The sequence below is a fragment of the Amycolatopsis sp. NPDC003861 genome, from assembly GCF_053605405.1.
The window spans coordinates 42,722-62,769 of the sequence record NZ_JBSGJD010000013.1 but is presented as its reverse complement, the minus strand read 5'-3'; the positions used below and the strand labels follow the sequence as shown (position 1 = coordinate 62,769).

At 71.8% G+C, this 20,048-nt stretch carries 19 protein-coding genes, 3 tRNA genes and 2 pseudogenes; 9 read left to right on the top strand and 15 right to left on the bottom strand.

Features of this window, described 5'->3' with window-relative positions; translation table 11 throughout:
* Window positions 1-43 precede the first annotated feature (43 nt).
* Window positions 44-1,564: a WS/DGAT domain-containing protein gene (locus tag ACWEVN_RS05960; protein ID WP_452050442.1), complete on the top strand. Its 1,521-nt coding sequence runs from the start codon at window positions 44-46 to the stop codon at window positions 1,562-1,564.
* Here ACWEVN_RS05960 and ACWEVN_RS05955 read toward each other — a convergent pair.
* Genes ACWEVN_RS05955 through ACWEVN_RS05925 form a run of 7 tightly spaced genes read right to left on the bottom strand, consistent with a single transcriptional unit; the run spans window position 1,552 to window position 8,512 of the window.
* Window positions 1,552-3,195 (bottom strand): SulP family inorganic anion transporter, encoded by a 1,644-nt coding sequence (locus tag ACWEVN_RS05955; RefSeq protein ID WP_452050441.1) that lies wholly within the window; start codon window positions 3,193-3,195, stop codon window positions 1,552-1,554. The two genes, ACWEVN_RS05960 and ACWEVN_RS05955, sit on opposite strands and share 13 nt — an antisense overlap.
* A complete protein-coding gene (locus ACWEVN_RS05950) occupies window positions 3,192-3,602 on the bottom strand; it encodes an ArsR/SmtB family transcription factor (protein ID WP_452050440.1) in 411 nt (136 codons plus the stop codon). The genes ACWEVN_RS05955 and ACWEVN_RS05950 overlap by 4 nt, the downstream gene beginning before the upstream one ends.
* A 47-nt stretch (window positions 3,603-3,649) precedes the next feature.
* A complete protein-coding gene (locus ACWEVN_RS05945; protein ID WP_452050439.1) occupies window positions 3,650-5,011 on the bottom strand; it encodes a wax ester/triacylglycerol synthase family O-acyltransferase in 1,362 nt (453 codons plus the stop codon).
* Between the two features lie 9 nt (window positions 5,012-5,020).
* Window positions 5,021-5,701: an AMIN-like domain-containing (lipo)protein gene (locus ACWEVN_RS05940; protein WP_452050438.1), complete on the bottom strand. Its 681-nt coding sequence runs from the start codon at window positions 5,699-5,701 to the stop codon at window positions 5,021-5,023.
* Window positions 5,698-5,937 (bottom strand): SHOCT domain-containing protein, encoded by a 240-nt coding sequence (locus ACWEVN_RS05935; RefSeq protein WP_452050437.1) that lies wholly within the window; start codon window positions 5,935-5,937, stop codon window positions 5,698-5,700. Before ACWEVN_RS05935 ends, ACWEVN_RS05940 begins: the two co-directional genes overlap by 4 nt.
* Before the next feature lie 14 nt (window positions 5,938-5,951).
* Complete coding sequence (locus ACWEVN_RS05930) at window positions 5,952-6,962, bottom strand: Acg family FMN-binding oxidoreductase (RefSeq protein WP_452050436.1); 1,011 nt, start codon at window positions 6,960-6,962, stop codon at window positions 5,952-5,954.
* Window positions 6,962-8,512 (bottom strand): bifunctional aminoglycoside phosphotransferase/ATP-binding protein, encoded by a 1,551-nt coding sequence (locus tag ACWEVN_RS05925; protein ID WP_452050435.1) that lies wholly within the window; start codon window positions 8,510-8,512, stop codon window positions 6,962-6,964. The genes ACWEVN_RS05930 and ACWEVN_RS05925 overlap by 1 nt, the downstream gene beginning before the upstream one ends.
* A gap of 125 nt (window positions 8,513-8,637) precedes the next feature.
* On the opposite strand from ACWEVN_RS05925, the pseudogene ACWEVN_RS05920 reads away from it, so the two are divergent.
* The 5 genes and pseudogenes from ACWEVN_RS05920 to ACWEVN_RS05900 all read left to right on the top strand — a co-directional run.
* A pseudogene (locus ACWEVN_RS05920) lies at window positions 8,638-9,285 on the top strand (ABC transporter ATP-binding protein); the annotation flags it as partial.
* Window positions 9,283-9,909, top strand: a pseudogene (locus ACWEVN_RS05915) (ABC transporter permease); the annotation flags it as partial. The pseudogenes ACWEVN_RS05920 and ACWEVN_RS05915, both read left to right, overlap by 3 nt.
* Window positions 9,910-10,040: 131 nt before the next feature.
* Window positions 10,041-10,487 carry a DUF6292 family protein gene (locus tag ACWEVN_RS05910; RefSeq protein WP_452050434.1) on the top strand — a complete coding sequence of 149 codons (447 nt, stop codon included), beginning with the start codon at window positions 10,041-10,043 and terminating at the stop codon, window positions 10,485-10,487.
* A 4-nt stretch (window positions 10,488-10,491) separates the two neighbouring features.
* The gene (locus tag ACWEVN_RS05905; protein ID WP_452050433.1) at window positions 10,492-11,475 is read left to right on the top strand and encodes an Acg family FMN-binding oxidoreductase; all 984 of its coding nucleotides are present in this window, start codon (window positions 10,492-10,494) and stop codon (window positions 11,473-11,475) included.
* A gap of 78 nt (window positions 11,476-11,553) precedes the next feature.
* Window positions 11,554-11,997 (top strand): hypothetical protein, encoded by a 444-nt coding sequence (locus ACWEVN_RS05900; RefSeq protein WP_310970383.1) that lies wholly within the window; start codon window positions 11,554-11,556, stop codon window positions 11,995-11,997.
* 6 nt (window positions 11,998-12,003) lie between these two features.
* On the opposite strand, the gene ACWEVN_RS05895 is transcribed toward ACWEVN_RS05900, so the two are convergent.
* Together ACWEVN_RS05895 and ACWEVN_RS05890 are read right to left on the bottom strand one after the other, a co-directional pair.
* Complete coding sequence (locus ACWEVN_RS05895) at window positions 12,004-12,921, bottom strand: galactose-1-phosphate uridylyltransferase (protein ID WP_452050432.1); 918 nt, start codon at window positions 12,919-12,921, stop codon at window positions 12,004-12,006.
* Window positions 12,918-14,330 (bottom strand): glycosyltransferase, encoded by a 1,413-nt coding sequence (locus ACWEVN_RS05890; protein ID WP_452050431.1) that lies wholly within the window; start codon window positions 14,328-14,330, stop codon window positions 12,918-12,920. Before ACWEVN_RS05890 ends, ACWEVN_RS05895 begins: the two co-directional genes overlap by 4 nt.
* Window positions 14,331-14,529: 199 nt before the next feature.
* On the opposite strand from ACWEVN_RS05890, the gene ACWEVN_RS05885 reads away from it, so the two are divergent.
* Window positions 14,530-15,150 carry an Rv1733c family protein gene (locus ACWEVN_RS05885; protein ID WP_452050430.1) on the top strand — a complete coding sequence of 207 codons (621 nt, stop codon included), beginning with the start codon at window positions 14,530-14,532 and terminating at the stop codon, window positions 15,148-15,150.
* A gap of 13 nt (window positions 15,151-15,163) precedes the next feature.
* Here the strand turns inward: ACWEVN_RS05885 and ACWEVN_RS05880 are convergent, their stop codons facing one another.
* Together ACWEVN_RS05880 and ACWEVN_RS05875 are read right to left on the bottom strand one after the other, a co-directional pair.
* The gene (locus tag ACWEVN_RS05880; RefSeq protein ID WP_452050429.1) at window positions 15,164-16,516 is read right to left on the bottom strand and encodes a hypothetical protein; all 1,353 of its coding nucleotides are present in this window, start codon (window positions 16,514-16,516) and stop codon (window positions 15,164-15,166) included.
* A 226-nt stretch (window positions 16,517-16,742) separates the two neighbouring features.
* Window positions 16,743-17,174 carry a histone-like nucleoid-structuring protein Lsr2 gene (locus ACWEVN_RS05875; RefSeq protein ID WP_452050428.1) on the bottom strand — a complete coding sequence of 144 codons (432 nt, stop codon included), beginning with the start codon at window positions 17,172-17,174 and terminating at the stop codon, window positions 16,743-16,745.
* Between the two features lie 152 nt (window positions 17,175-17,326).
* Between ACWEVN_RS05875 and ACWEVN_RS05870 the strand changes: the two genes are divergently transcribed.
* Window positions 17,327-17,722, top strand: coding sequence for a helix-turn-helix domain-containing protein (locus ACWEVN_RS05870; protein WP_452050427.1), 396 nt, complete (start codon window positions 17,327-17,329; stop codon window positions 17,720-17,722).
* 155 nt (window positions 17,723-17,877) lie between these two features.
* Entirely contained in the window at window positions 17,878-19,089 is a 1,212-nt protein-coding gene (locus ACWEVN_RS05865; RefSeq protein WP_452050454.1) for a tyrosine-type recombinase/integrase, read from the top strand.
* 50 nt (window positions 19,090-19,139) lie between these two features.
* Here the strand turns inward: ACWEVN_RS05865 and ACWEVN_RS05860 are convergent.
* The 4 genes from ACWEVN_RS05860 to ACWEVN_RS05845 all read right to left on the bottom strand — a co-directional run bounded on the left by ACWEVN_RS05860 (window position 19,140) and on the right by ACWEVN_RS05845 (window position 19,921).
* A tRNA-Val gene (locus ACWEVN_RS05860) sits at window positions 19,140-19,214 on the bottom strand.
* 1 nt (window position 19,215) lies between these two features.
* A tRNA-Cys gene (locus ACWEVN_RS05855) sits at window positions 19,216-19,286 on the bottom strand.
* Window positions 19,287-19,310: 24 nt separating this feature from the next.
* A tRNA-Gly gene (locus ACWEVN_RS05850) sits at window positions 19,311-19,383 on the bottom strand.
* A 112-nt stretch (window positions 19,384-19,495) separates the two neighbouring features.
* Entirely contained in the window at window positions 19,496-19,921 is a 426-nt protein-coding gene (locus ACWEVN_RS05845; protein WP_013227152.1) for an SsgA family sporulation/cell division regulator, read from the bottom strand.
* Between the last annotated feature and the right edge of the window lie 127 nt (window positions 19,922-20,048).

Below are 20,048 nucleotides of genomic sequence, written 5' to 3'. Positions count from 1 at the left end.
CCGGCCCTTTTCACCGGATTCGGTGCCCCAGCACAGTGGAACGGTGCCGAACACGCGGAAAACCGTCGGACCGCACCGCCGGATGCCGGCGCAGGACAGCCTGTGGTTGCACCTGGACCGGCCCGGGAACCTGATGGTCGTCACCTCGGTGCTCTGGACGCGGACACCGGTAGATCCCGCGCGGCTGCGGTCACTCGTGTCGGATCGCCTGCTCGCCCGGTACCCGGTGTACTTCCAGCGCGCCGTCCGGCGCGGCCGCACGCTCTTCTGGGAAACGGATCCCGGCTTCGACCTCGGCAAGCACTTCGTCGTGCAAGACCTCCCGGCGCCCGCCGACCAGGCGGCCCTGCAGGCGTTCGTCGCGGCGCGACGCGGCGAGCCACTCGACCTACGGCGTCCACTGTGGACCGTCGATCTGCTGCAGGGCTACCGCGGCGGCAGCGCGCTCGTGTGCCGCACCCACCACGCGATGGCGGACGGCATCCGGCTGACGCAGGTCCTGTTCAGCCTCCTGGACCCGGTCGAAAGCGAGCCGGCCCCGCACGCGAAGGTCGGCGGGGCCGGACCCCACCGCGAACCGGTGGCCCAGCCCGTGGCCCGGCTCGGCGCCACCGCGCTACGGGTGCTCGGTGACACCGGCGCGAAGGTCCAGCAGCAGGCTGCCCGCGTCCACCCGGTGCTGGAGTCCGCGGTCGCCCTGCCGTTCCTCGGCGCGACCGCGGCCGTGGGGGCCACGGGCGCGGTCGCCGGCTTCCTGTCGTCGGCCCTCGACGGCGGTCCCCGGCGCGCGGTCGACACGGTCGCGAGCGCGGCGACGACCCTCTGGCACAGCGCGACCGGGACCGCCGACCTGCTCGGCCCGTCCACCGCCACCGGCCTGTGGGACGGTGAACCGGGCGTCGAGAAGACCGCGGCGTGGGGCGAACCGATCCCGCTGATCACCCTCGGCCGGATCGGCCACGACACCGGGACGACGATCAACGACGTCTGCACCGCGCTCGTCGCCGGAGCAATCGACCGGTACTTCACGGCCCACGGAACCGCGCGGCCCGGGGCGTCGGACCTCGGCTGGCTGATCCCGGTGAGCCTGTCGTCCTTCGACGACGAGCTCCCGGCCACCCTGGGCAACCACTTCTCCCTGGTGCTGGCCCAGCTGCCGTTGGGCCGCTGCACGTTCGCCGAGCGCCTCGCCGAGGTGCACCGGCGGGTCGCCCGGATCCGCGACTCCTTCGAGCCGGTGCTGACGTTCGGGGTGCAGTACGCGATCGCGCAGAGCCCGGCGCCGGTCGGGTTGCCGCTGAGCCGGTTCTTCGCCGGCAAGGCCGTCGGCGTGCTCACGAACGTGCCCGGCCCGCGGGCGGCGATGACGCTGGCGGGCGCGGAGGTCGACGGGATCGTCGGCTGGGCGCCGTGCAGCGGCCGCCAGGCGATCACCATCTGCATTTTCAGCTACGCCGGCCAGGTGCGGTTCGGCTTCGGCACCGACCGCACGCTGATCCCGGACCCGGAGCTGCTGGTGGCCGCGCTGGCCGAAGAATTCGCCGAGGTCGCTCAGCGCGCCTGAGCCGACGCCGCGCTCACCTGGGCGCGGGCGTGGGCGAGCGCGTCGTCGAGGCTGGTGAAGAGGTGGCGGCCGGTGCGCAGGGCGCCGGTGGTGGTCAGCAGGTGCCGGTGGTGGTCCTGGACCCCCTTCAGCAGCACCGTGATTCCCCGTGCCTCCAGCTCCCCGATGGTCTCGCCCAGCGCCTTCGCGCCGGTCGCGTCGAGCAGGTGCAGGCGGGAGAACCGCAGGATGACGACGAGGACGTCGTCGGCCGCGGCCGCGAGCTCGGTCATGATCCGCTCCGAAGCGCCCCAGAACACGGCGCCCTCGAAGCGGAAGACGGCGATGTGCTCGTCGCCCTCGGCGGCCGGGCCGGGCAGGGTGTCGCGGCCGGCCCGGGCGGCGCGGGCGAGGTGGCGCAACGCGAAGAACGCGGCAGCCAGCAAGCCGATCTCGACCGCGAGGATGAGGTCGGCCGCGACGGTGACGAGCGCGGTCACGGCGAAGGTGACCGCGCTGGACCGGCTCGCCCGGACGACTTCGCGGACAGTGGCCAGCGGCACCATGCGCAGGCTGGTGATCAGCAGGACACCGGCGAGGGCGGACAGGGGGATCCGGGAGACGAGCCCGGTCGCGGCGTAGATCACCGCGAGGATCACCAGCGCGTGCAGGACGGACGCGAGCCGCGTGCGCGCCCCGGACCGGACGTTGACCGCGGTGCGGGCGATCGCACCGGTCGCGGGCATCCCACCGAACAGGCCACTGGCGATCGAGGCCAGGCCTTGGCCGACGAGCTCGCGGTCCGGCCGGGTGGGCCCCACCGGCGGGCCGCCGCGGGTCATCGTCGCGGCCACCCGGGCCGACAACAGGGATTCGATGGCCGCCAGCGCAGCGACCGCGATGACCGCCCCGGCGAGGTCGTGGACCACGCCGAGGTCGAACTGCGGCAACGCGGGGACGAGGCTGCTCGGCAGGCTTCCGATGCGTGGCACCGGGGCGTGCGCGACTTCGGCGGCGACGGTCGCCACGGCCACCGCCACCAAGGACGCCGGGATCCCGCGATGCAGCTTCGGCAGCGCGAGCATGGTCACCGCCACGACGGCGACCGTCGCCACCGTCCAGCCCGCCACGCTGCCGGCGTGCACGAGCGCGGATCCTGCGCCCATTACCGGGTTACGGCCCGCCGGCGCGGTCGTCCCGACAACCGCGGGAATCTGCTGGAGGAAGATGATGCAGGCGATGCCTAGCGTGAAGCCTTCGACGACAGGCCAAGGCAGGTAACCCACCAGCCTGCCCAGCCGCGCCGCGCCCGCGGCGAGCACCACCACGCCGCCGAGGATCGACACGAGCGCCACGGACGCCGTCCCGTGGACGGCCACGATCGGCGCCAGGACGACGGCCATGGCCCCGGTCGGGCCGGAGACCTGGACCGGCGATCCGCCGAAGACCGCGGCCACGATCCCGGCGACCACGGCAGTGACGAGCCCAGCTGCGGCTCCCGCGCCCGAGCTGATGCCGAAGGCCAGCGCGAGGGGGAGGGCCACGACGCCGACGGTGATCCCGGCGAGGAGGTCCGCCCGCAGCACCGGTGGGCGCAGGTCGTAGTCGGCCCGGTCGGGCAGCAGCTCCCGGGCGGTCGCGAGGCGGCTCACGCCTCGGCCGCGATCGCGTCGAGGATGGCCTGGGGGCTGGCTCCGGGCAGGGGTGGCAGTTCCTGCGCGGTCCGCAGCCGGTCGGAGTCCGGCGTCAGGCTCGACAGCAGGAACGCGCGGGCGACGACCAGGAGTTCGGCGACGAGCGGCTGGGCGAGCCAGTACTCGACGGCGTTGCCGGTGCGGGTGGAGGTGACGACTCCGCTGCGGCGGAGCACCGCGAGGTGCTGGGACAGGTGGGACGCTTCGCAGTCGGTCACCTCGAGCAGCCGGGTGACCGGGGTGCCTTCGTCGCCGGCCGCGGCCAGCACCTCCAGCACCTGGATCCGGATCGGGTGGGCCAGGCACTTGAAGAGGTCGGCTTTGATCCGGTAGAGCGGCTCGGTCGTGCGGGAGCGGGCGGGCATGGACACCTCCTGGATTGATGATTCTATCAATCCATCAACCCACGGCTTCAGCGGGCCGCGGCCAGCAGTGCCGGGACCTCCCGCTCGATCGCCTTGGCGAGCACGTCGGTTTCCGGGACCGCGTCCGCGTCCGCCGTGATCCCGAAGGTCACTTCGCCGGCGTAGCTGAGCATCGCCACGCCGATCCGCACCCGCAGCGCGATGGGCACGTACGGATGGATCCGGACGATCCGGCGGCCGAGGGCGGACAGCGGTTCGGCCGGGCCGCGCACGTTGGTCGTCACCGTGACGATGTTGCGCTGCGGCAGGTGCGCAGCCGCCCGGATAGCCCACGCGACCGGGGCGAACGGCTCGTGCGCCGCGGTAGCGGTGAGCAGCGCACCCGCATCGGCCTCCTTGGCGGCTTTCAGCGTGCCCAGTCGCCGGTGCACCCGGACCAGCCGCTGGGCCGGGTCGGCCAGGTCGACCGGCAGCAGGGGCAGCAGGAGCGAGACCTCGTTGTCGAGTGCGGTTCCGGTTCGCACGGACACCGGCACCAGCGACCGCACGCTGTCGGCGGCGGGCGTCTCGCCGCGCTGCAGCAGCAGTTCCCGGAACCCGCCGGTGACCGCGGCCAGCAGGACGTCGTTCACCGTGACGTCGAAGGCCCGTGCGACGGCCTGGACGTCGGCCAGCGGCACCGACACGGTCGAGTAGCGCCGGTCGCGCCCGAGCGGCCCGGTGAGCGGAGTCGGCGACACCGGCAGGAGCGCGGACGTCATCGCGGCGAGGCCGCGCGCCGCGTCGCTGACGCGGCGCGCCAGCCGGTTCGGGTGCAGCAGCTCGCGGGCGAGCAGCCGGGTCTGGGTCCAGGGCGTGCGCAGCAGCGAGCCGGCCGCGTCCCGCAGCAGCTTGGCCGTGCCCGGGTCGGCTGCCTCGGCGGCGGGACGCGGGTCGGCCGGGGCGTCGCCGAACAGGACGGTCTGCAGCCGGGTCGCGGCGAGCCCGTCGGCCAGGGCGTGGTGCACCTTCGTCAGGATCGCCCAGCGGCCGCCGGGAAGTCCTTCGATCACCCAGAACTCCCACAGCGGCCGGTCCCGTTCGAGCCGTTCGGCCATCAGGAGGGCGACCAGCTCGCACAGCGCGTTCTCGTCGTGCGGCGCCGGGAGCGCGACCCGCCCGAAGTGCGCGGGAGGGTCGAACGCCGGGTCGTCGACCCAGGCCGGCGGCCCGAGGTCGAACGGCACCGTGCGCACCTTCTGCCGGTAGCGCGCGATCCCGGCCAGCCGCGCGAGCACGGCGGCGGCGAACTCGTCCTGGCCCGGCACCGGTCCCTCGGCGATCGCGACCGAGGCGATGGCCAGAGACAATCCCGGGTCCTCGTCTTCGATCTCGAGGAAGGCCGCGTCGAGCGGGCTGAGCCGGTCCATGACGTCCTCTCAATGGGCGATGTCGACGACGACTCGCCGGACCTGGTCCTGAGGGCCGAGCTGGGTGAACACGCGGAACGGCAGCCGAGCGCGGACACCGGCGGCGAACGTGCTGAGCCCTTCGAAGGAGCCGGCGAAGCGCACGGCCCGCAGCGACGGCCAGCCCGGGGTGCTGACGAGGGTGTCGCCGACCACGGCCAGGACCCGGCCGGGCTGGTGCCCGGAGTCGTCGGTGCCGAGCGCGGGCGCGCGGACGACGATCTGCAGGGCCGCGCCACCCGGCACCGGCAGCGGTTCGCCCTTCGGGTCGGTGGTCACCACCGGCACGTACCGGACGGCGAACCCCGCCGCCGGGCCGTTGACGTCGAAGACCACGCGGTCGAAGCAGGCGTGCCGCCCGGCTCGCACGAGGTACAGCGCGTCGCGGCTCATCGGGTCGGAGTCACGCGCGTCCGTGCGCCAGCCCGCGGTTTCCGGGCACACCGCTTTCGCCGGGGGCGGCGTGGCCGTAGGCGGCACGGAGGTGGTGGGCGCCGCCGGAGTGGTGACCGGGGTCGTCGCGGGTGCCGGGAGCACCGACGCCGAGGGCGACGTGCTCGCCGGTGGCGCCGCGGCCCGGTCGCTTCCGCACCCGGCGACCGCCAGGCCGCACGCCAGCGCGACGAGCACCGCGCGCCCGCGCGGGGTCATCTCGTCCTCGTCAGCGCGTCCCGCCGCCGTTCGTACTCCTCCTGGTCGATCTCGCCGCGGGCGAACCGTTCGTCGAGGATCCGCCGGGCCGCGCCGTCCGTGGACGGCGGCTGCGGTGCCCCCCGCGCGAGGACGACCACGAGCGCGACGAGCCCGGCCAGGATGAGCGCCATCAGCACGAGCATGCCGATGCCGCCGGCCCAGCCCATGGTTGCGGGGGAGTGCCAATACGGCATGACCGGCTCCTTTCCTAGTGGGCCTGGAAGTGCTTCGGGGGAGCTTCGAGCGGCTGCAGCACGTCATCCAGGTCGCGGCGCGGGGTGGCGGGCAGCGGCTCGGCGTTGGCGGGGGCCCAGCCGATGCGCAGCACCATCTGGGGGAACGACCCGCCGGTGACGTGCTCGGTCACGGTGTCGCGGACGTCCGGCAGCTCCAGCGGCTCGGTCAGCGGGCACGACGACAGGCCGAACGCGTTCGCCGTCAGCAGCACGGCACTCGTGGCTTCACCAGCCCGCAGCCGGGACATCCGGTCGTCGGACGCGGTGCTGAGCACGAGCAAAACGGTCTCGTCGTCCTCGGCCTTGGCCCCCACCGGCTGAGCCAGGAGCGGGTCGGCGAAAGGCCGGGTCCGGAGCGCGCCCGGGGTGTCGTCCGGGGCCGGGGTGTTGCGGGCCGGGACGCCGTCCGGGGAGAGGTGACGTCCGCTCCAGGCCGAAAGTTCGGTGCGGTAGGCGGGGTCGGCCGCGTGCCGGTCCGCGGCCTCCTCGATCGCCGTCGCGAGGTAGTACCTCGCCGAGTTGTCGGCGAGTTGCAGCACGGTGCCTTCCAGCGCGGCCGCCCGGGCCATCGCTTCGACGTGGCCGCGCGGGACGACCCACGAGCTGTGGCGGCGGCGGTCGGTCCGCCGGCGGGGGATGGCGGCGGCCATCGCGATCTCGTCCTGGGACGGGTCGTGCGGGTGCAGCGTGATCGCCGCCAGGTGGTCGGGCTCGGCGGGATTGGGCAGCCGGTGCACTTCCGCGGCCCAGCCGAGCGCGGCGAAGCCGACCCGGGCGTGGTGCAACGCGGCACCGCAGCTGAGGATCAAGTCACGACCGTCCGGGTCGGTCTCGGGCAACCGCCGGTCCGGGTCGGCGTAGAGGTGCAGGGAGCTGTGGCCGAGCCGCCAGTACCACGGCTGGGAGTTGTGCACCGACGGCGCGCGGACCGCCATGGCAACCGCGGTCTTGACGGTGAAGTCGTCCGGGAATGCTCGGTCCATCATCGGCCTGCCTCGTCGTCGGGAGTCTCTGCCGCCTCGACCTTCGCACCGCGGTCGCGGCCGCCGGGAGGGCCGGAGTGCCTTCGCTGCGGGGACTTTCGGTGCTCGGGCACGAGACAGGCCAAGGCTCGCGCGAGCGACTCCGCGGGCGTGCCGCTGGTCGGCAGCGAATGCGCTTCGGGCCACGGGTCGGCGTCCACGGCCATCCGACGGGCGATCTCGGGGGTCGCGTCCGACAGGGCGCCGGTCCGGGACGTGATGCGCTGCGCGGCGATCACCTCCGGGGCCCGGCAGCGGAGGGCGACCACCGGGCTGCTCGTCCGCGCGGCAGCCGCGACGGCGAGCGCCCGATGCGGGGCCGCGTTCCAGGACGCGTCCAGCACCACGGTTTCGCCGAGCGCCAGCAGGTCACCGGCCCGGCGCACGAGCTCGGCGTACGTCGCGTCCGTGTGCCGCGAGTCGTAGAGGCCTTCGCGGTAGCCCTCGGCGGGCCGCCGGGCCGGGGTGAGCCCGGCCAGTTCCTTGCGCAGGCGATCGGACTGCAGCAGGGTCGCGCCGAGCCGGTCGGCCAGCCCGGCGGCGATGGTGGACTTGCCGGTGCCCGGTTCCCCGCCGACGAGGACCAGCCGAACCTGGCCCAGCCGCAAGTGCCCGAGGGCGAGGTCGGCGTACGCCCGGGCCAGCTCGGCCGCCCGCGGATCGCCCTGCCCGTGGCGGAGGCAGGCCACCTTGACCCGGACGAACGCGCGGTAAGCGAGGTAGTGACGCACCAGCGCCGGGGGAGCGGGGTCGCCGGCGAACTCGCGGTAGTCGCGCAAGAGCTGTTCGCCCAGTTCGAGCGCGCCGAGCCGCTCGAAGTCCATCGCGAGGAAGGCGACGTCGTCGAGCACGTCGACGTGCCGGAGGTGGTCGTCGAACTCCAGGCAGTCCAGCACACGCGGGCCGTCGCCGAGGCAGAAGATGTCGTCGGCCAGCAGGTCTCCGTGGCCGTCGACGACGTGCCCCTGGGCGATCCGGCGGTCGAACAGCGGTTCGCGGCCGGCGAGGAACTCCTCGGCCAGCTCTTCGATCTCGTCCGCGGTGGCCGGGTCGAGCACCTCGCCGTGGAGCGGCCGGACCTGCGCGAAGCTGTCGCGCCACCGGTTCCGGACGGCGTCGCGGGTCTCGTCGGCGTCGATCTCCGGCCCGCGTGCCGCCTGGGCGTGGAAGGCGGCCAGCTGCCGCGCCAGGGCGCGGATCGTGGCGGGCCGCGCCGCGCCGTGCCGGACCAGGGTCGAGAGCCGCCGGTCCTCGGGCATCCGGCGCATCACGACCAGGTGGTCGCGGACCTCGCCGGCGGGGCCGGTGACGTCGGCGACGCCGAGGTAGACGTCCGGTGCCAGCCGCCGGTTCAGCTCCACCTCGCGGTGGCAGGCCCGTTCGCGGGCTTCGCGCGTCGAGAAGTCCAGGAAGCCGAGGTCGACCGGCTTCTTCAGCTTGTAGGCGAGGTCGCCGACGAGGAAGACCGCACCGATGTGGGTCTCGCGGACGTCGGCCCAGGGTCCGTCCATGCCGTCAGGATCGGCTCGCCGGGGCGGTTTGCGCCGGGGACGAAAGTCATCGGGAGCGAGGACCCGGGGAACCTTCCGCGAGCGCCTTCCGGCGCTCACCATGGTGCCCGGTGGAAGGAGACGTCGTGGACGAACCGGCGATCGAGGTGACGGATCTGCGGGTCCGCCGCGGCGGACAGGAGGTGCTGCGCGGCATCGGGTTCACCGTGCGGCGCGGGACCGTGACCGGCCTGCTCGGCCCGAACGGCTGCGGCAAGAGCACGCTGATGCGCTCGATCGTCGGCGTGCAGCTCGTCGAGTCCGGCCGCGTGGACGTGCTGGGCCGGCCCGCCGGTCACCCCGGGCTGCGGCGGCGGATCGGCTACGCGACCCAGGACCCGGCGATCTACGCGGACCTGACCGTGACCGAGGCCCTGCGGTACTTCGCCTCCGTGCTCGGCGCGCCTGCGTCCGATGTGGATCGTGTCGTTGCGCAGACCGGGCTCGCCGGGTCGGCCCGGACCCTGGTCGGGCGGCTGTCCGGTGGCCAGCGCGGCCGGGCCAACCTGGCGGTGGCGCTGCTGGGCACGCCGGAGCTGCTGGTGCTGGACGACCCGACGGTGGGCTCGGACCCCGAACTGCGCGACGAGCTGTGGCGGCTGTTCCACGACCTGGCCGACACCGGCGTCACGCTGCTGATCTCCAGTCACGTCATGGACGAAGCCGCCCGCTGCGACGACCTCCTCCTGCTGCACCAGGGCCGGCTGCTGGCTCGCGGCACCCCGGAGGCCCTGCTGCGGTACGTCCTGAACTCGGAACAGCGGTTCAGCGCGATCGCACCGGCCCTGCTGGGCATCTTCCCCTTCACCATCATGTTCCTGCTGACCTCGGTGACGACGCTGCGCGAGCGCACGACCGGAACACTGGAACGCCTGATGACGCTGCCGATCGGCAAGCTGGACCTGATCCTCGGCTACGCGCTGGCGTTCGGCGTGCTGGCGGTGCTGCAGGTGGTCGTGGCGGCCGGGATCTCCCTGACCTGGCTCGGGCTGGACATCGCGGGCTCGGTCTGGGTGCTGCCGCTCGTGGTGGTGCTGGACGCGCTGCTGGGCACGGCGCTGGGCCTGTTCGTCAGCGCGTTCGCCCGCACGGAGTTCCAGGCGATCCAGTTCCTGCCGGTGTTCGTGCTGCCGCAGTTCCTCCTGTGTGGCCTGTTCGTCCCGCGCGGGGACATGGGCTGGGTGCTGAGCGCGATATCGGACGTCCTGCCGTTGTCCTACGCCGTCGACGCCCTCACGCAGGTGACCCGCTCGGCCGACGTCGACGGCACCCTCGTCCGCAACATCGGGATCATCGCCGGCTGCGCCGTCCTCGCCCTCCTCCTCGGCGCGGCCACGCTGCGCCGCCGCACATCGTGAGGCCACAAGTGACGAAAGTCCCTGGCGGCAAGGTCCAACGACGCCATCCGCCGGCGCACGCACGAACGTACCGTCGGGTCCCGAACCGGCGCGGTCCGCTGTGGCCGGTGCACGAACCCCGGCGTTGGAGAGTGATTCCCCTGCTCACCGGAATCGACCGTGATCACGGCCTGCGCAGCGGGCTGACCGGCTACCTGGCCGCGGTGAGCGCCGCGGTCGGCGTGGGGGAGGAGTCCTGCACCGTGGACCTCGACACCCCCGCCTCGGCGTACATCGCCCTCGACGTGCGGCTGCACCGCCACCCCGGCCGCGACATGGCGCTGCTGTGGGACGAACGGCACGGCTGGGCGTTCGCCATGGAAACCCATTCCGGCGAGGACCTGCTGGTGCTGGCCTACCTCGGCGGCGAGCTCGTGCCCAGCCCGGCGCGCGTGCGCCGGTTCGTCGCGGCGCTCCGGTCCGCCGGTGGCGCGTCCGCTCCGCCGGTACCGCCGGATCTGCGCGGCGACCGCGGCGAACTGCTGGACCGCCTGCGCCGCCACCGGCGGATTCTTCCTTATCTGTCGCGGATCGGGTGATCGTATGTCCACTGTGGAAGCGCCGGGCTGGACACCCGCGGAGACCGAGGTGCTGGTCCGGTCGATGATGCGGGCGCCGTCGGTGCACAACACGCAGCCCTGGCTGCTGGAAGTCACCCCGGGCGAGCTGTCGGTGCGCGAACGTTCCGAACCGGCTCTGCCGCACCACGATCCGCAGGGCCGTGACCGAGCCGCCTCCTGCGGCGCGGCGGTGGCGAACCTGGAGCTGGCGGTCCGCACGTTGGGCCTCTCCTGCGTGGTGGCGTTCCTGCCCGAGGACGAACAGCCGGATCTCCTCGCCCGGGTCAACGTCGGCGAGCCGGCCGCACCGGCGATCGAGGAGCTCCGCTGCTACGGCGCGATCGCCCGCCGGGCCAGCCACCGCGCGCCGTTCGAAGGCGTGGCCGTGCCCGCCGCCGTCGTCCGGCGGATCGCGGCGGCGGGCGGGGCGCCGGGTGTGGAAGCCCGGCCCGTCCACGAGATCGCCGCCGTAGCGCGGTTGCTGCACTTCGCTGCGGACACCTTCCGGCAGAACGGCGCCTACCAGCGTGAGCTGTCGCTGTGGACGATCCGCGACGAGCAGGCGCACCGGCACGGCGTCGGCATCCCCGCGAGCCGGATCCCGGCCGGTTCGGTGCCCTGGGCGGGCTTGGTCCGCCGCGCGACCGACATTCCCGAGCTGCCCGAACTCGAGCGTCGCCTGGCGGGCGAGACGCTCCTGCTCATCATGACCGCCGACGACTCCCGGCTCGACCACGTGCGGGCCGGGTACGCGATGGAACGCGCCTGGCTCGCGGCGGTCGACCTCGGCCTGGCCGCGGCGGTCCTGACGCAGCCGCTGCACCTGCCGGAAGTGCGCTCGGCGCTGTGCGAAGACCTCGGGCTCACCGGCTTCCCCCAAGCCCTTCTCCGCATCGGCTACGCCGCGGAAGCGGACCCGCCCAGCCCGCGCCGGGCGGTGGACGAGGTGCTGCGCCGCGGACCTTAGGCCCGGAGGCGTGGACCAAGGACTCTGCCTCCGGCCTGTTCACCGGCCGATGATCGTGGTGGGAGAACGGAGTCCACGATGACCACCAGCGTGCAGAAGGCCAGACCGCCCGTCCGGACCCGGCGCGCCGGCTACCTCGTCGGGGTCGTGCTCAACGGCGTCCTGCTGGTCCTGGTCAACGCCTGGCCCGGCTGGGACGTGCTGCCGTTCCTCACCCCGGCGTTCCCGATGGTGCTCGGCCTGGTCGACCTGACCCTGCTCGCGGGCCTCGTCACCAGCCTGGTCCAGTTGTGGCAAGACCCCGAGTGGCTCGTCGCCCTGAACGGCGTCGTGACGACATGTGCGGGGCTGGCCGCGCTGGTGCGGTTGTGGCAGGTCTTCCCCTTCGACTTCACCGGCAGCAGCTTCGACTGGGCGTTGACGGCGCGGATCGTGCTGGCCGTCGGCCTGGCCGGCTCGGTGCTCGGGCTGGTGGCCCAGGTGGCTGCCCTGATCCGCGCCGGGCTGCGGCGGCCACGCTGACGCCGGTCACGCCGCCACGGCGGTGCGCAGGCGCGTGGCGGCGTGCTCCGGGGTCACGGTCGTCACCGGGACCCCGGTCGCCAGCTCCAGCCCGGCCGGGATCTCCAGCCGCGGCACCACCTGCAGTGACCAGGCCAGGAAGGGTGCGGTTTCGTAGCCGCGGGGCGCGGTCCGCACGACGACGTTGTAGGCGGGATCGCCCAGCTCGGCGCGCAGCGCGGCCAAGACGGCCCGCAGGCACCCGGCCGTCGCGCGGATCTCCTCGGCCGTGGCGGCGGCGAAATCCGCGTGCGCGCGGTGCGGGACGATCCGGACCTCGTACGCGGCGACCTGCGCGAAGGGCGTGTAGGCGACCACGTGGTCGTCGGCGAAGACGATCCGCTTCCCGTCGTTGAGCGTCGCTTCGAGCTGTTCGTCGGCGAGCCGCCGCCCGTGGTCGCGGTGGTGCGCCCGAGCCGTCTCCAGCTCGCGGCGTGTCCCCGCGGACAGCACCGGCAACCCGGCGACCTGCGAGTGCGGGTGGTCCAGCGAGATCCCGGCCGCCGGCCCGTGGTTCCGGAACACGACGACCTGGGCGGCGGACGGCCGGAGTGCGCGGTGGCGGTGCTGCCAGGCGCCCAGGACGTCGGCGACCTCCGCCTCGGTGCCGGTCGCCAGGTCCCAGTCGTGGCGCGGCGACTCGATGACGATCTCGTGCTTGTCGGACAAGGCGTACCGGTTCGGCACCGCGCGAACGCGCCAGGCCGGCCCATCGCCTGGCAGCCGCCACTTCTCCGGCGGGGTGTCCTGGGTTTCCGGGCAGAACGGGCACACCGCCCGTGCGACCCGGTGCGGGCGGTCGCCGCGGCCGGGCGCGAGGATCGTCCAGTCTTCCGTTTCGGCGTTCCAGCGCAGCTCGCCGCCGTGCCATGGCCGGGTCGTCACGAGGCAGCTCCTTCGAGGAAGGCGGTGCGGCACCGCTGCGAGCAGAAGTAGCGGGTATGCCCCTCTGCGAGGATCGACGGCGTGCCGCTGCCGGGCGGGACAGTGAGCCCGCAGACCGGGTCGCGGTGGTCGGACCGGGTCATCAGCGCGCCGGGCCGGTCGCCGTGGGCGAGGCCGTCGAGCAGCGTCAGCTCGTCGAGCAGGAGCCGGGGGAGCAGGAAGTGCCGCCGCACACGCTCGCGGCCGGCGGCGCCCAGCGCGGCCGAGCGGCCCGGGTTCTTGAGCAGCTTCAACAGCGTCTCCGCGCACTCGGCGGTCGAGTCGACGAGCAGCCCACCGGCGTCGTCGGCGACCTGCAGCGGGATCCCGCCCGCCCGGCCCGCGACGATCGGCGTGCCCTTCCACAGCGCCTCGGAGACCACGAGCCCGAACCCCTCGCGGATCGACTTCTGGATCATCACGGACGAGAACCGCTGGAACGCGTTGACCTCGACGTTGCCGACGCCGGTCAGGTTCGTGAAGACGTGGATGTCGGGATCGTCGCGGCCGGCGTCGCTGATCTGGCGGTAGACGTCCCAGCCCTGCGGGTCGTCGAGCGCCATCGAACCGACCAGCGCCAGCTGCAGGCCGGGAACTTCGGGGCGGACCAGGCGGAACGCCTCGATCACGCCCAGCGGGTCCTTCCACGGGTCGAACCGCGACACCTGGGTCACGAGCGGGCGGTCGGGTTCGATGCCGATCCAGTTGAGCACCGCGTGCGCGGTCCGGTCGTCCAGTGACATGTTCTTCGGGCTGAGCGGGTCGATCGCCGGGCAGATGATGTCGGCCCGGTCGCGGTCCAGCGTGGGCGGCACGAAGTCCGGCAGGGTGAAGACGGTGCCATCGTAGCGTTCGACGTGCTTGCCGAGGTAGTCCCAGACGCCGGGGGCCGGTTCGGACGTGTCGACGTGGCAGCGCCACACCGAACGGGCGTTCGTGGTGTCCGCAAAGGACAGTACGGCCGCGGGCTGCGGGTCGTGCACGAAGACGAAGTCGCAGTCCGCGAAGTCCGGATCGGCTGACAGCTGTTCGGCGTTGCGGCGCGATGGTTCTTCGTAAAGGCGGATGTCGGCGTCGGTGACCGGTTCGGTACCGCCCTGCAGCGCGTTGTGCAGCTTCTTCGTCACGGCGAAGAAGGCGGGCTCACCGCTGATGATCTTCCAGCTCGCCCGCACGCCGAGGTCGTTGTAGAGCGGCACCGCCGACCGCAGCAGTTCGGAAACCCCGCCGCCGTAGGGAGTCGCGCTCAGATGGATCACCCGCGCGCCGCGAAGCCGTTCCGCCACTTCGAGAAGCGGCTCGACGATCCAGTCCGGCGCGACCGCGCGGTAGGCGGAGACGGAGAGCGCACCGACGTCGACTGTCTGCATCCCGGATCCCTCGTTCGACGGCCAAGTGTCCAGCGTCGGATAAGTCCGGCTGTCATGGCCAGGGCCCAAAGTCACCGGAACCGGGCCAGGGGAAACGGTCGCAAGGCCCGCCGGACGGGGACCGTCGCCCCTGCGGCGCGATCGCCTCTTCCGGCGATGCTGGGTGAACGTTTTCCGAGCGACCCGGAGGGCAAGACCGATGTACACCAGGATGCGGTTGAGCCGGCTGCGGCACACACTCCTGCCGGGCCGAGGCCCGCTGGTCCGCCGGTCGGACCGGCTGCAGGCGAGGCTCTTGGCCTTGGTGATCCTGCTGTCGCTGGCGGCAGCAGCGGGAGCGGTGTTGTTCGGCATCGGCGAGTACTCGGCCACGGCGGCCAAGTCCCGAGAGCAGACTTACGCGCGCTACACGGTGACGGCGGTCCTGCTGGCGAACGGCCCCGAACCGGCCGCGGCCGGCCGCGGCGGAACGCCCTTCGACTCCGCCCCGACGCAGGCGACGTGGCGAACGCGAGACGGGCAGCAGCGCGTGGGCGAGGTCGAAGCGGCGGCGGGCACGGTCGCGGGTCACGAGGTCGAGATCTGGGTCGACGAAACGGGCGCACCGACGGAGCGCCCGCTGACCATGGCGGCCGCGATCATCGGCGCCCCCATAGGCGCGGCAACCCTCTGGGCGGCGGCGGTGTCGTTGCTCGTCTTCCTCTACCGCGGCGCGGTCTACGCGCTGAACCGCCACCGCCTGACCGAGTGGGAGCAGGAATGGGCCACCCGCCAGGCCGGCAGCACACGTCGAGACGACCAGAACCAGACGGGAGCCTAGTTCTGGAGCCGCGTCAGTCCGGTCCTCGCCGGGGTGGATTCATCCGCAGTAGGACCTGCATCGCCGCGACAAGGCAGGCGATGGCCGCCCCCAGGAGGATCGCGATGACGAAGAGCACGTTGCGCGACCGGTCTTCGGCTCCCTGATCGAAGACCGAGTACGTGATTCCGGCGAGGTTGTTCTGGGCACGCCAGAACAACTTGTTCTGCATCTCGAGCGGTGGCGACGCCTGGGTCACCGTCTCCAGCGGGCCGAGGTTCCCGCCGTCCACCGAGATGGCCAATGACTTGGGGCTCACCAACAGGTGGCCGACGATTTGCACGACGTTGGAAGGCTGGTGGAGCCGCCGTGGGGAAGCGGCGTGGACCGCCGGCAACGACACGACGGACCGCGAAGCAGCGCTCTGCTCGAACGATCCAGTGACGAATCCAGCGTACGTCGAATCGCTCTGGCCGAGCGTTCCGGAAAGAATTTGCGAGCCGTCGGCCGCGTCCGTGAGCAAAATCCCGTTCCCCGCCTGCTGCTGCTCCTCCTTAAACCTGAGCCCGTCGAGCAAGAGAATGACCCAGGCACGGGACACCAGCCCCTCGATGTCACCTACCGGACGGACCCGCAGGGACATCCACATTCCCGCTGGACCCCAGGATTCGTAGCTGAGCTCGACGCTCAGTTCGGCTGTGGGGTCGGCCGTGAACACCACGGCGTTGCCGGCGAGCTCCGGTGCGGCGACTGGTGCCGTGAACCGAGGGATGCTGGCGAACGAGACGAAACCCAGCATCGTGGCGATGAGCAGCAGCGCGGCGACCTCGGCGAGAACCACTCTTCCCCAGGAAGCGACCAGCCACGCGACCGTGCCGACGAGGACGATGAACAGCATCAGCGGAACGAGCAGCCCGTTGACGTCGGCCGTGCTGCCCGGCAACTCGCTCATGATCAGTACGAGGGCCAGCGCGATCGCGAGAATTGCCAGTCCGGCGAGCACACCAGAGGCCCAGCGGCCCCGGCGCTTGGCTGATCCCCGGAGCGCGACGACCAGCACCAGAACCGCCGCCATCGCGGCAATTTGCGCTGGCAGCCCATGGTCGAGCTTGATTTGCCACCCGCTGACGGCCAGCAGGAGCGACGCAAGAAGGCCGTACCCGGCTGACGTTCCGCGCCGGGGTCGCTGTTGATGCCCGGAAAGGCTGGACGCCACCGGTACGTCGGCAGTCGTCCCCGACGGTGCGGCACCCGGGTGGAGATCGCCGCCCTGTGGACGTGTCGTCACCAAGCGGCCCAGAAGGGCGCCGAGGACCGCCGACAGCACGACGACGAGACCCAGTCTCCGGTGCCGGCCGGACTCACCGGTCTTCCGGGAAGCGGTCACTGATGTCTCCTCCGAGGATCTTGCGCGCACCCGGGAGTCGCGGTGCTGTGCCCCTCCGTTACTCCGGTCCTCGGCGCCGAAGGCGCCCCGACGTTGACCCCTGATCACGCACGTCTCCAACGGGGCCGATTGTCGGAGTTAGGAGTGTCAGGGCGCCGTACGCGGCGCTCATCCGCTTTTGGAGATGGCTATGAGTTTCTTTGGGTGGCGGTCCGGTTCGGACGTCTCATTTGGTGTGCTTGGCTCGCCGTTTCGGTGTCCGTCCGGTGCGAGGGTTCCGGGCGGTGCTGGAGGTGCCGTCTCGGCGAGACGAGTTGAACGCCTCAACAACGGTCTTCGAGATTCGTCCTTGGTCGGCTACCTCGTACCCATTCTCGCGAGCCCAGGTACGGATGTCGTGAGTCGCCGCGTAATCCGTGGCCGCCCTCGGTTCCTGCTTCGTGTCGTCGGTGGACTGGCCGACAGCGACCCTGATGCGGCGACCTCCCGTGCGGCGAGCCGCTGCCACATATGGCTCCATCGCCGAGCGCAACGCTCGGGCGTTCACAGTGGACAGATCGATCTCGTAGGACACGCCGTCGAGTCCGAACGGGACAGTCTGGTCGGCGCGGCTGCCGTCTGTGTCGTCGGAAATCTCAATAGAGATTCGCTTCGCCATAAGCTCAATCCTTCTCTGAGTCGCTGGTGTGCGTCGGATCCGTTGAATAGTAGCGTCGTGAATTCGCGTTGAACCGACGGGCGTGTCGGCCGACGAGGGTCTTTGTATTTTTTGCGAGAGACCGTTGACGGGCAGGTGCCCGTTGGGTGTAGATGGTCGTATTCGACGACGAACACTTCCCTTGGACGACCGTAGAAGAGGCAGAGGAGAAAGCGATGGAAACCGAGCATGACGTGGCAACGTCAGGTGACGTTGCGGCAGCGATCCGCGAGCTCGCTGCAGCGGTCCGGGCGACCGTGCCGGAGCCGCCGGCTGACCCGGATGCGTTGCTGACCGCGGAGGAGGTGGGGGAGTTGCTGCAGCTGTCGCCGAGGACGTTGAAGGACCAGGCTGCTGCCGGGGTGTTGCCGCATCACCGGTTCGGGAAGCACTACCGGTTCACCCGCGGCGATGTTGCGGAGATCGTGCGGCTCAATGCCGCGCCGGTGCAGCCGCCGCGGCGGCGGGTGTCTGTTGCGGATGTTGCCGAGGACTTCCGTGCCGCGTGATGCGGGCGGAGTAATAAGAAGAAGAGGAGTCAAGGATGGCCCACGGCCAGGAAGAGCCCGGCACGGGTGAGTGGCGTGCCCGGTACAAACGTCCCGACGGGACGTGGGGGAGTCGGTCGGGGTTCCCCACCAAGAAGGCGGCTGAGGAGTGGGGGCTGGAGCAGGAAGCCCTGATCCGGCGGAATCTCTGGCTGGACCCCCGGGACGGCGAGACCCGGTTCGACGACTTTGCCGAGGAGTGGCTGGCCGCGGTGGCTCCGCGGCTGGAGTTGAACACGGTCGCGAAGTACCGGTCGTTCCTCGACACGCAGCTGCTGCCGCAGTGGAAGGCGTGGCCGCTGATTGCGATCTTCAACGGATACGTGGAGATCGAGCGGTGGCTCTCGGAGCTGCACGAGGATTACGCCGAGTCGTCGGTGGCGTCGTACTTCGCGTTGTTCTCCACCATCCTCAACGCCGCCGTGCGTGCCCGGATGATCCCGGCCAACCCGTGCAGCGGGGTCCGGGTGTCCAGCGGCGAGTTCGACACGGAGCGACTCGTCGCCACGCCGGCGCAGGCTCTGCGGGCCGCGATGCGGCTCTACGAGCTGGGTCTGGGGATGTCGGGGTTCGTGTTGTGTCTGATGGATTTCTATACCGGCGCCCGATGGGGTGAACTTGTCGGGCAGCAGCGGCACGAGTACGACTCCGAGCGTCGTGGCATCGAGATCCGGACGCCGCTGAAGGAGGTGGCCGGGAAGGTCTACAAAGGAGGCCGGAAGAGTGATGATCATCACGCGGATGCCCGCCAGCGGCCACCGACGCGGCGCGGGAACTCCCGGCCCAAGAAAGGGCGGACCAAAACCCCTGCGGGGACGAGGTTCGTGGCCCTGCCGCCCGGGATCGCGGTGCTCTACGAAGAGCTGATGGACAGCCATCGGGAGCCGTTCGTGCTGTGCACGCCGGAGGGGTATCCGTGGCGGCGGTCGAACTTCCGGATCCGCTTCTGGCGGCCGGCCTGGGACGGCGTCGAGCTCAACGACGCCGGAGCGGGGGAGCGACGACCGCCGATCCTGCCCACCTTCACCTTCCACGAGGGCCGGCACACGCACAGCACGTGGCTGACCGAGGACGGCACTCCGGAGGTCGCGCGGCGCGCCCGGCTGGGGCAGAAGATGAAGGGCATCGCCCGCGTCTACGACCACGTGACCCCAGCGATGGTCAACCAGATCCTGGACGCCCTGGAAGAACGCTGGCTGCGGTCGCTGGCGTCGCTGTACCCGGGCGAACGGGCGAAGCTGGTGTCCTGGTTCCCCCACCTGCGGTCCCAGCGGGCGATCGGGCCGGGACCGGGGGCCGTCGCCGGATCGTCGCCGACTGACAGCTGAAAGCCCCGCCCCTCCGGGGAGGGACAGGGCTTCTGACCTGCGAAAACATGTGGTGCGCGATACTGGGATTGAACCAGTGACCTCTTCCGTGTCAGGGAAGCGCTCTCCCGCTGAGCTAATCGCGCGAGGTGGAGACGGGATTCGAACCCGTGTACACGGCTTTGCAGGCCGTTGCCTCGCCTCTCGGCCACTCCACCGTGACTAGGCCCGAGAGCCTACCGAGCGGATGACGGGATTCGAACCCGCGACCCTCACCTTGGCAAGGTGATGCGCTACCAGCTGCGCTACATCCGCATTCCGCAGCTCCGGGAGGCCGTTCCCCCGTCGCCGTGGTGTGGGAAAACCATATCGGACCCCGGAAACGGGTTCGACACCGGGGTGTCACTCCGCCGTTGCGGGGCTGTCATCAGGCCAGATCGTGGGGGATGAGGTGGGTGAGGGCGTCGTCGACGTCGACCCACAGGTGCTCGTTGCCCGGCAGCACCACGTCGTACGTCCGGTCGAGGAAGTCGGCCAGCTCCTGGGCGGACGCCTCGAACATGGCGTGCCCGGACGGCGAGTTCAGCTCGATCAGGACCGCCTCGGGGTCCTCGACCGACGGGCGGATGCGGACGTCCCCGTCACCCGCGTCGGCCAGGAGGCCGTCCGCGAGGAGGTCGCGTGCGTACACCCACTCGACCCAGCCGGCGCGGCCGGTGCGGAAGGCGGCGACGACCGCGTACGGGTCGCGTGTGTCGTAGCGCAGCTCCACCTTCACCGGAACCGCGGGAGTCCGCGGCGCCAGCAGGTCGAAGACCGCCGTCGAGCGGAGCGTCACGTGATCGTTGCGCATCGTCCTACCCTTCGTCTCCCTTCCCGGCCCGGCCCGGCCGAGGGCGTCACTGCTTGGACGCATCAGGAGGCCGATTCCGTCGCGGGTGCGCCGCAGATCACCCGTACGGGCTCTTCGGCCCCCTTCT

Bases quoted from the DNA above. Each gene is read 5' to 3' on its own strand.
- ACWEVN_RS05950 (WP_452050440.1), bottom strand. From the start codon at position 3,602: ATGCCCGCCCGCTCCCGCACGACCGAGCCGCTCTACCGGATCAAAGCC.
- ACWEVN_RS05945 (WP_452050439.1), bottom strand. From the start codon at position 5,011: ATGGACCGGCTCAGCCCGCTCGACGCGGCCTTCCTCGAGATCGAAGAC.
- ACWEVN_RS05940 (WP_452050438.1), bottom strand. From the start codon at position 5,701: ATGACCCCGCGCGGGCGCGCGGTGCTCGTCGCGCTGGCGTGCGGCCTG.
- ACWEVN_RS05935 (WP_452050437.1), bottom strand. From the start codon at position 5,937: ATGCCGTATTGGCACTCCCCCGCAACCATGGGCTGGGCCGGCGGCATC.
- ACWEVN_RS05930 (WP_452050436.1), bottom strand. From the start codon at position 6,962: ATGGACCGAGCATTCCCGGACGACTTCACCGTCAAGACCGCGGTTGCC.
- ACWEVN_RS05925 (WP_452050435.1), bottom strand. From the start codon at position 8,512: ATGGACGGACCCTGGGCCGACGTCCGCGAGACCCACATCGGTGCGGTC.
- ACWEVN_RS05905 (WP_452050433.1), top strand. From the start codon at position 10,492: ATGTCCACTGTGGAAGCGCCGGGCTGGACACCCGCGGAGACCGAGGTG.
- ACWEVN_RS05900 (WP_310970383.1), top strand. From the start codon at position 11,554: ATGACCACCAGCGTGCAGAAGGCCAGACCGCCCGTCCGGACCCGGCGC.
- ACWEVN_RS05890 (WP_452050431.1), bottom strand. From the start codon at position 14,330: ATGCAGACAGTCGACGTCGGTGCGCTCTCCGTCTCCGCCTACCGCGCG.
- ACWEVN_RS05885 (WP_452050430.1), top strand. From the start codon at position 14,530: ATGTACACCAGGATGCGGTTGAGCCGGCTGCGGCACACACTCCTGCCG.
- ACWEVN_RS05875 (WP_452050428.1), bottom strand. From the start codon at position 17,174: ATGGCGAAGCGAATCTCTATTGAGATTTCCGACGACACAGACGGCAGC.
- ACWEVN_RS05870 (WP_452050427.1), top strand. From the start codon at position 17,327: ATGGTCGTATTCGACGACGAACACTTCCCTTGGACGACCGTAGAAGAG.
- ACWEVN_RS05845 (WP_013227152.1), bottom strand. From the start codon at position 19,921: ATGCGCAACGATCACGTGACGCTCCGCTCGACGGCGGTCTTCGACCTG.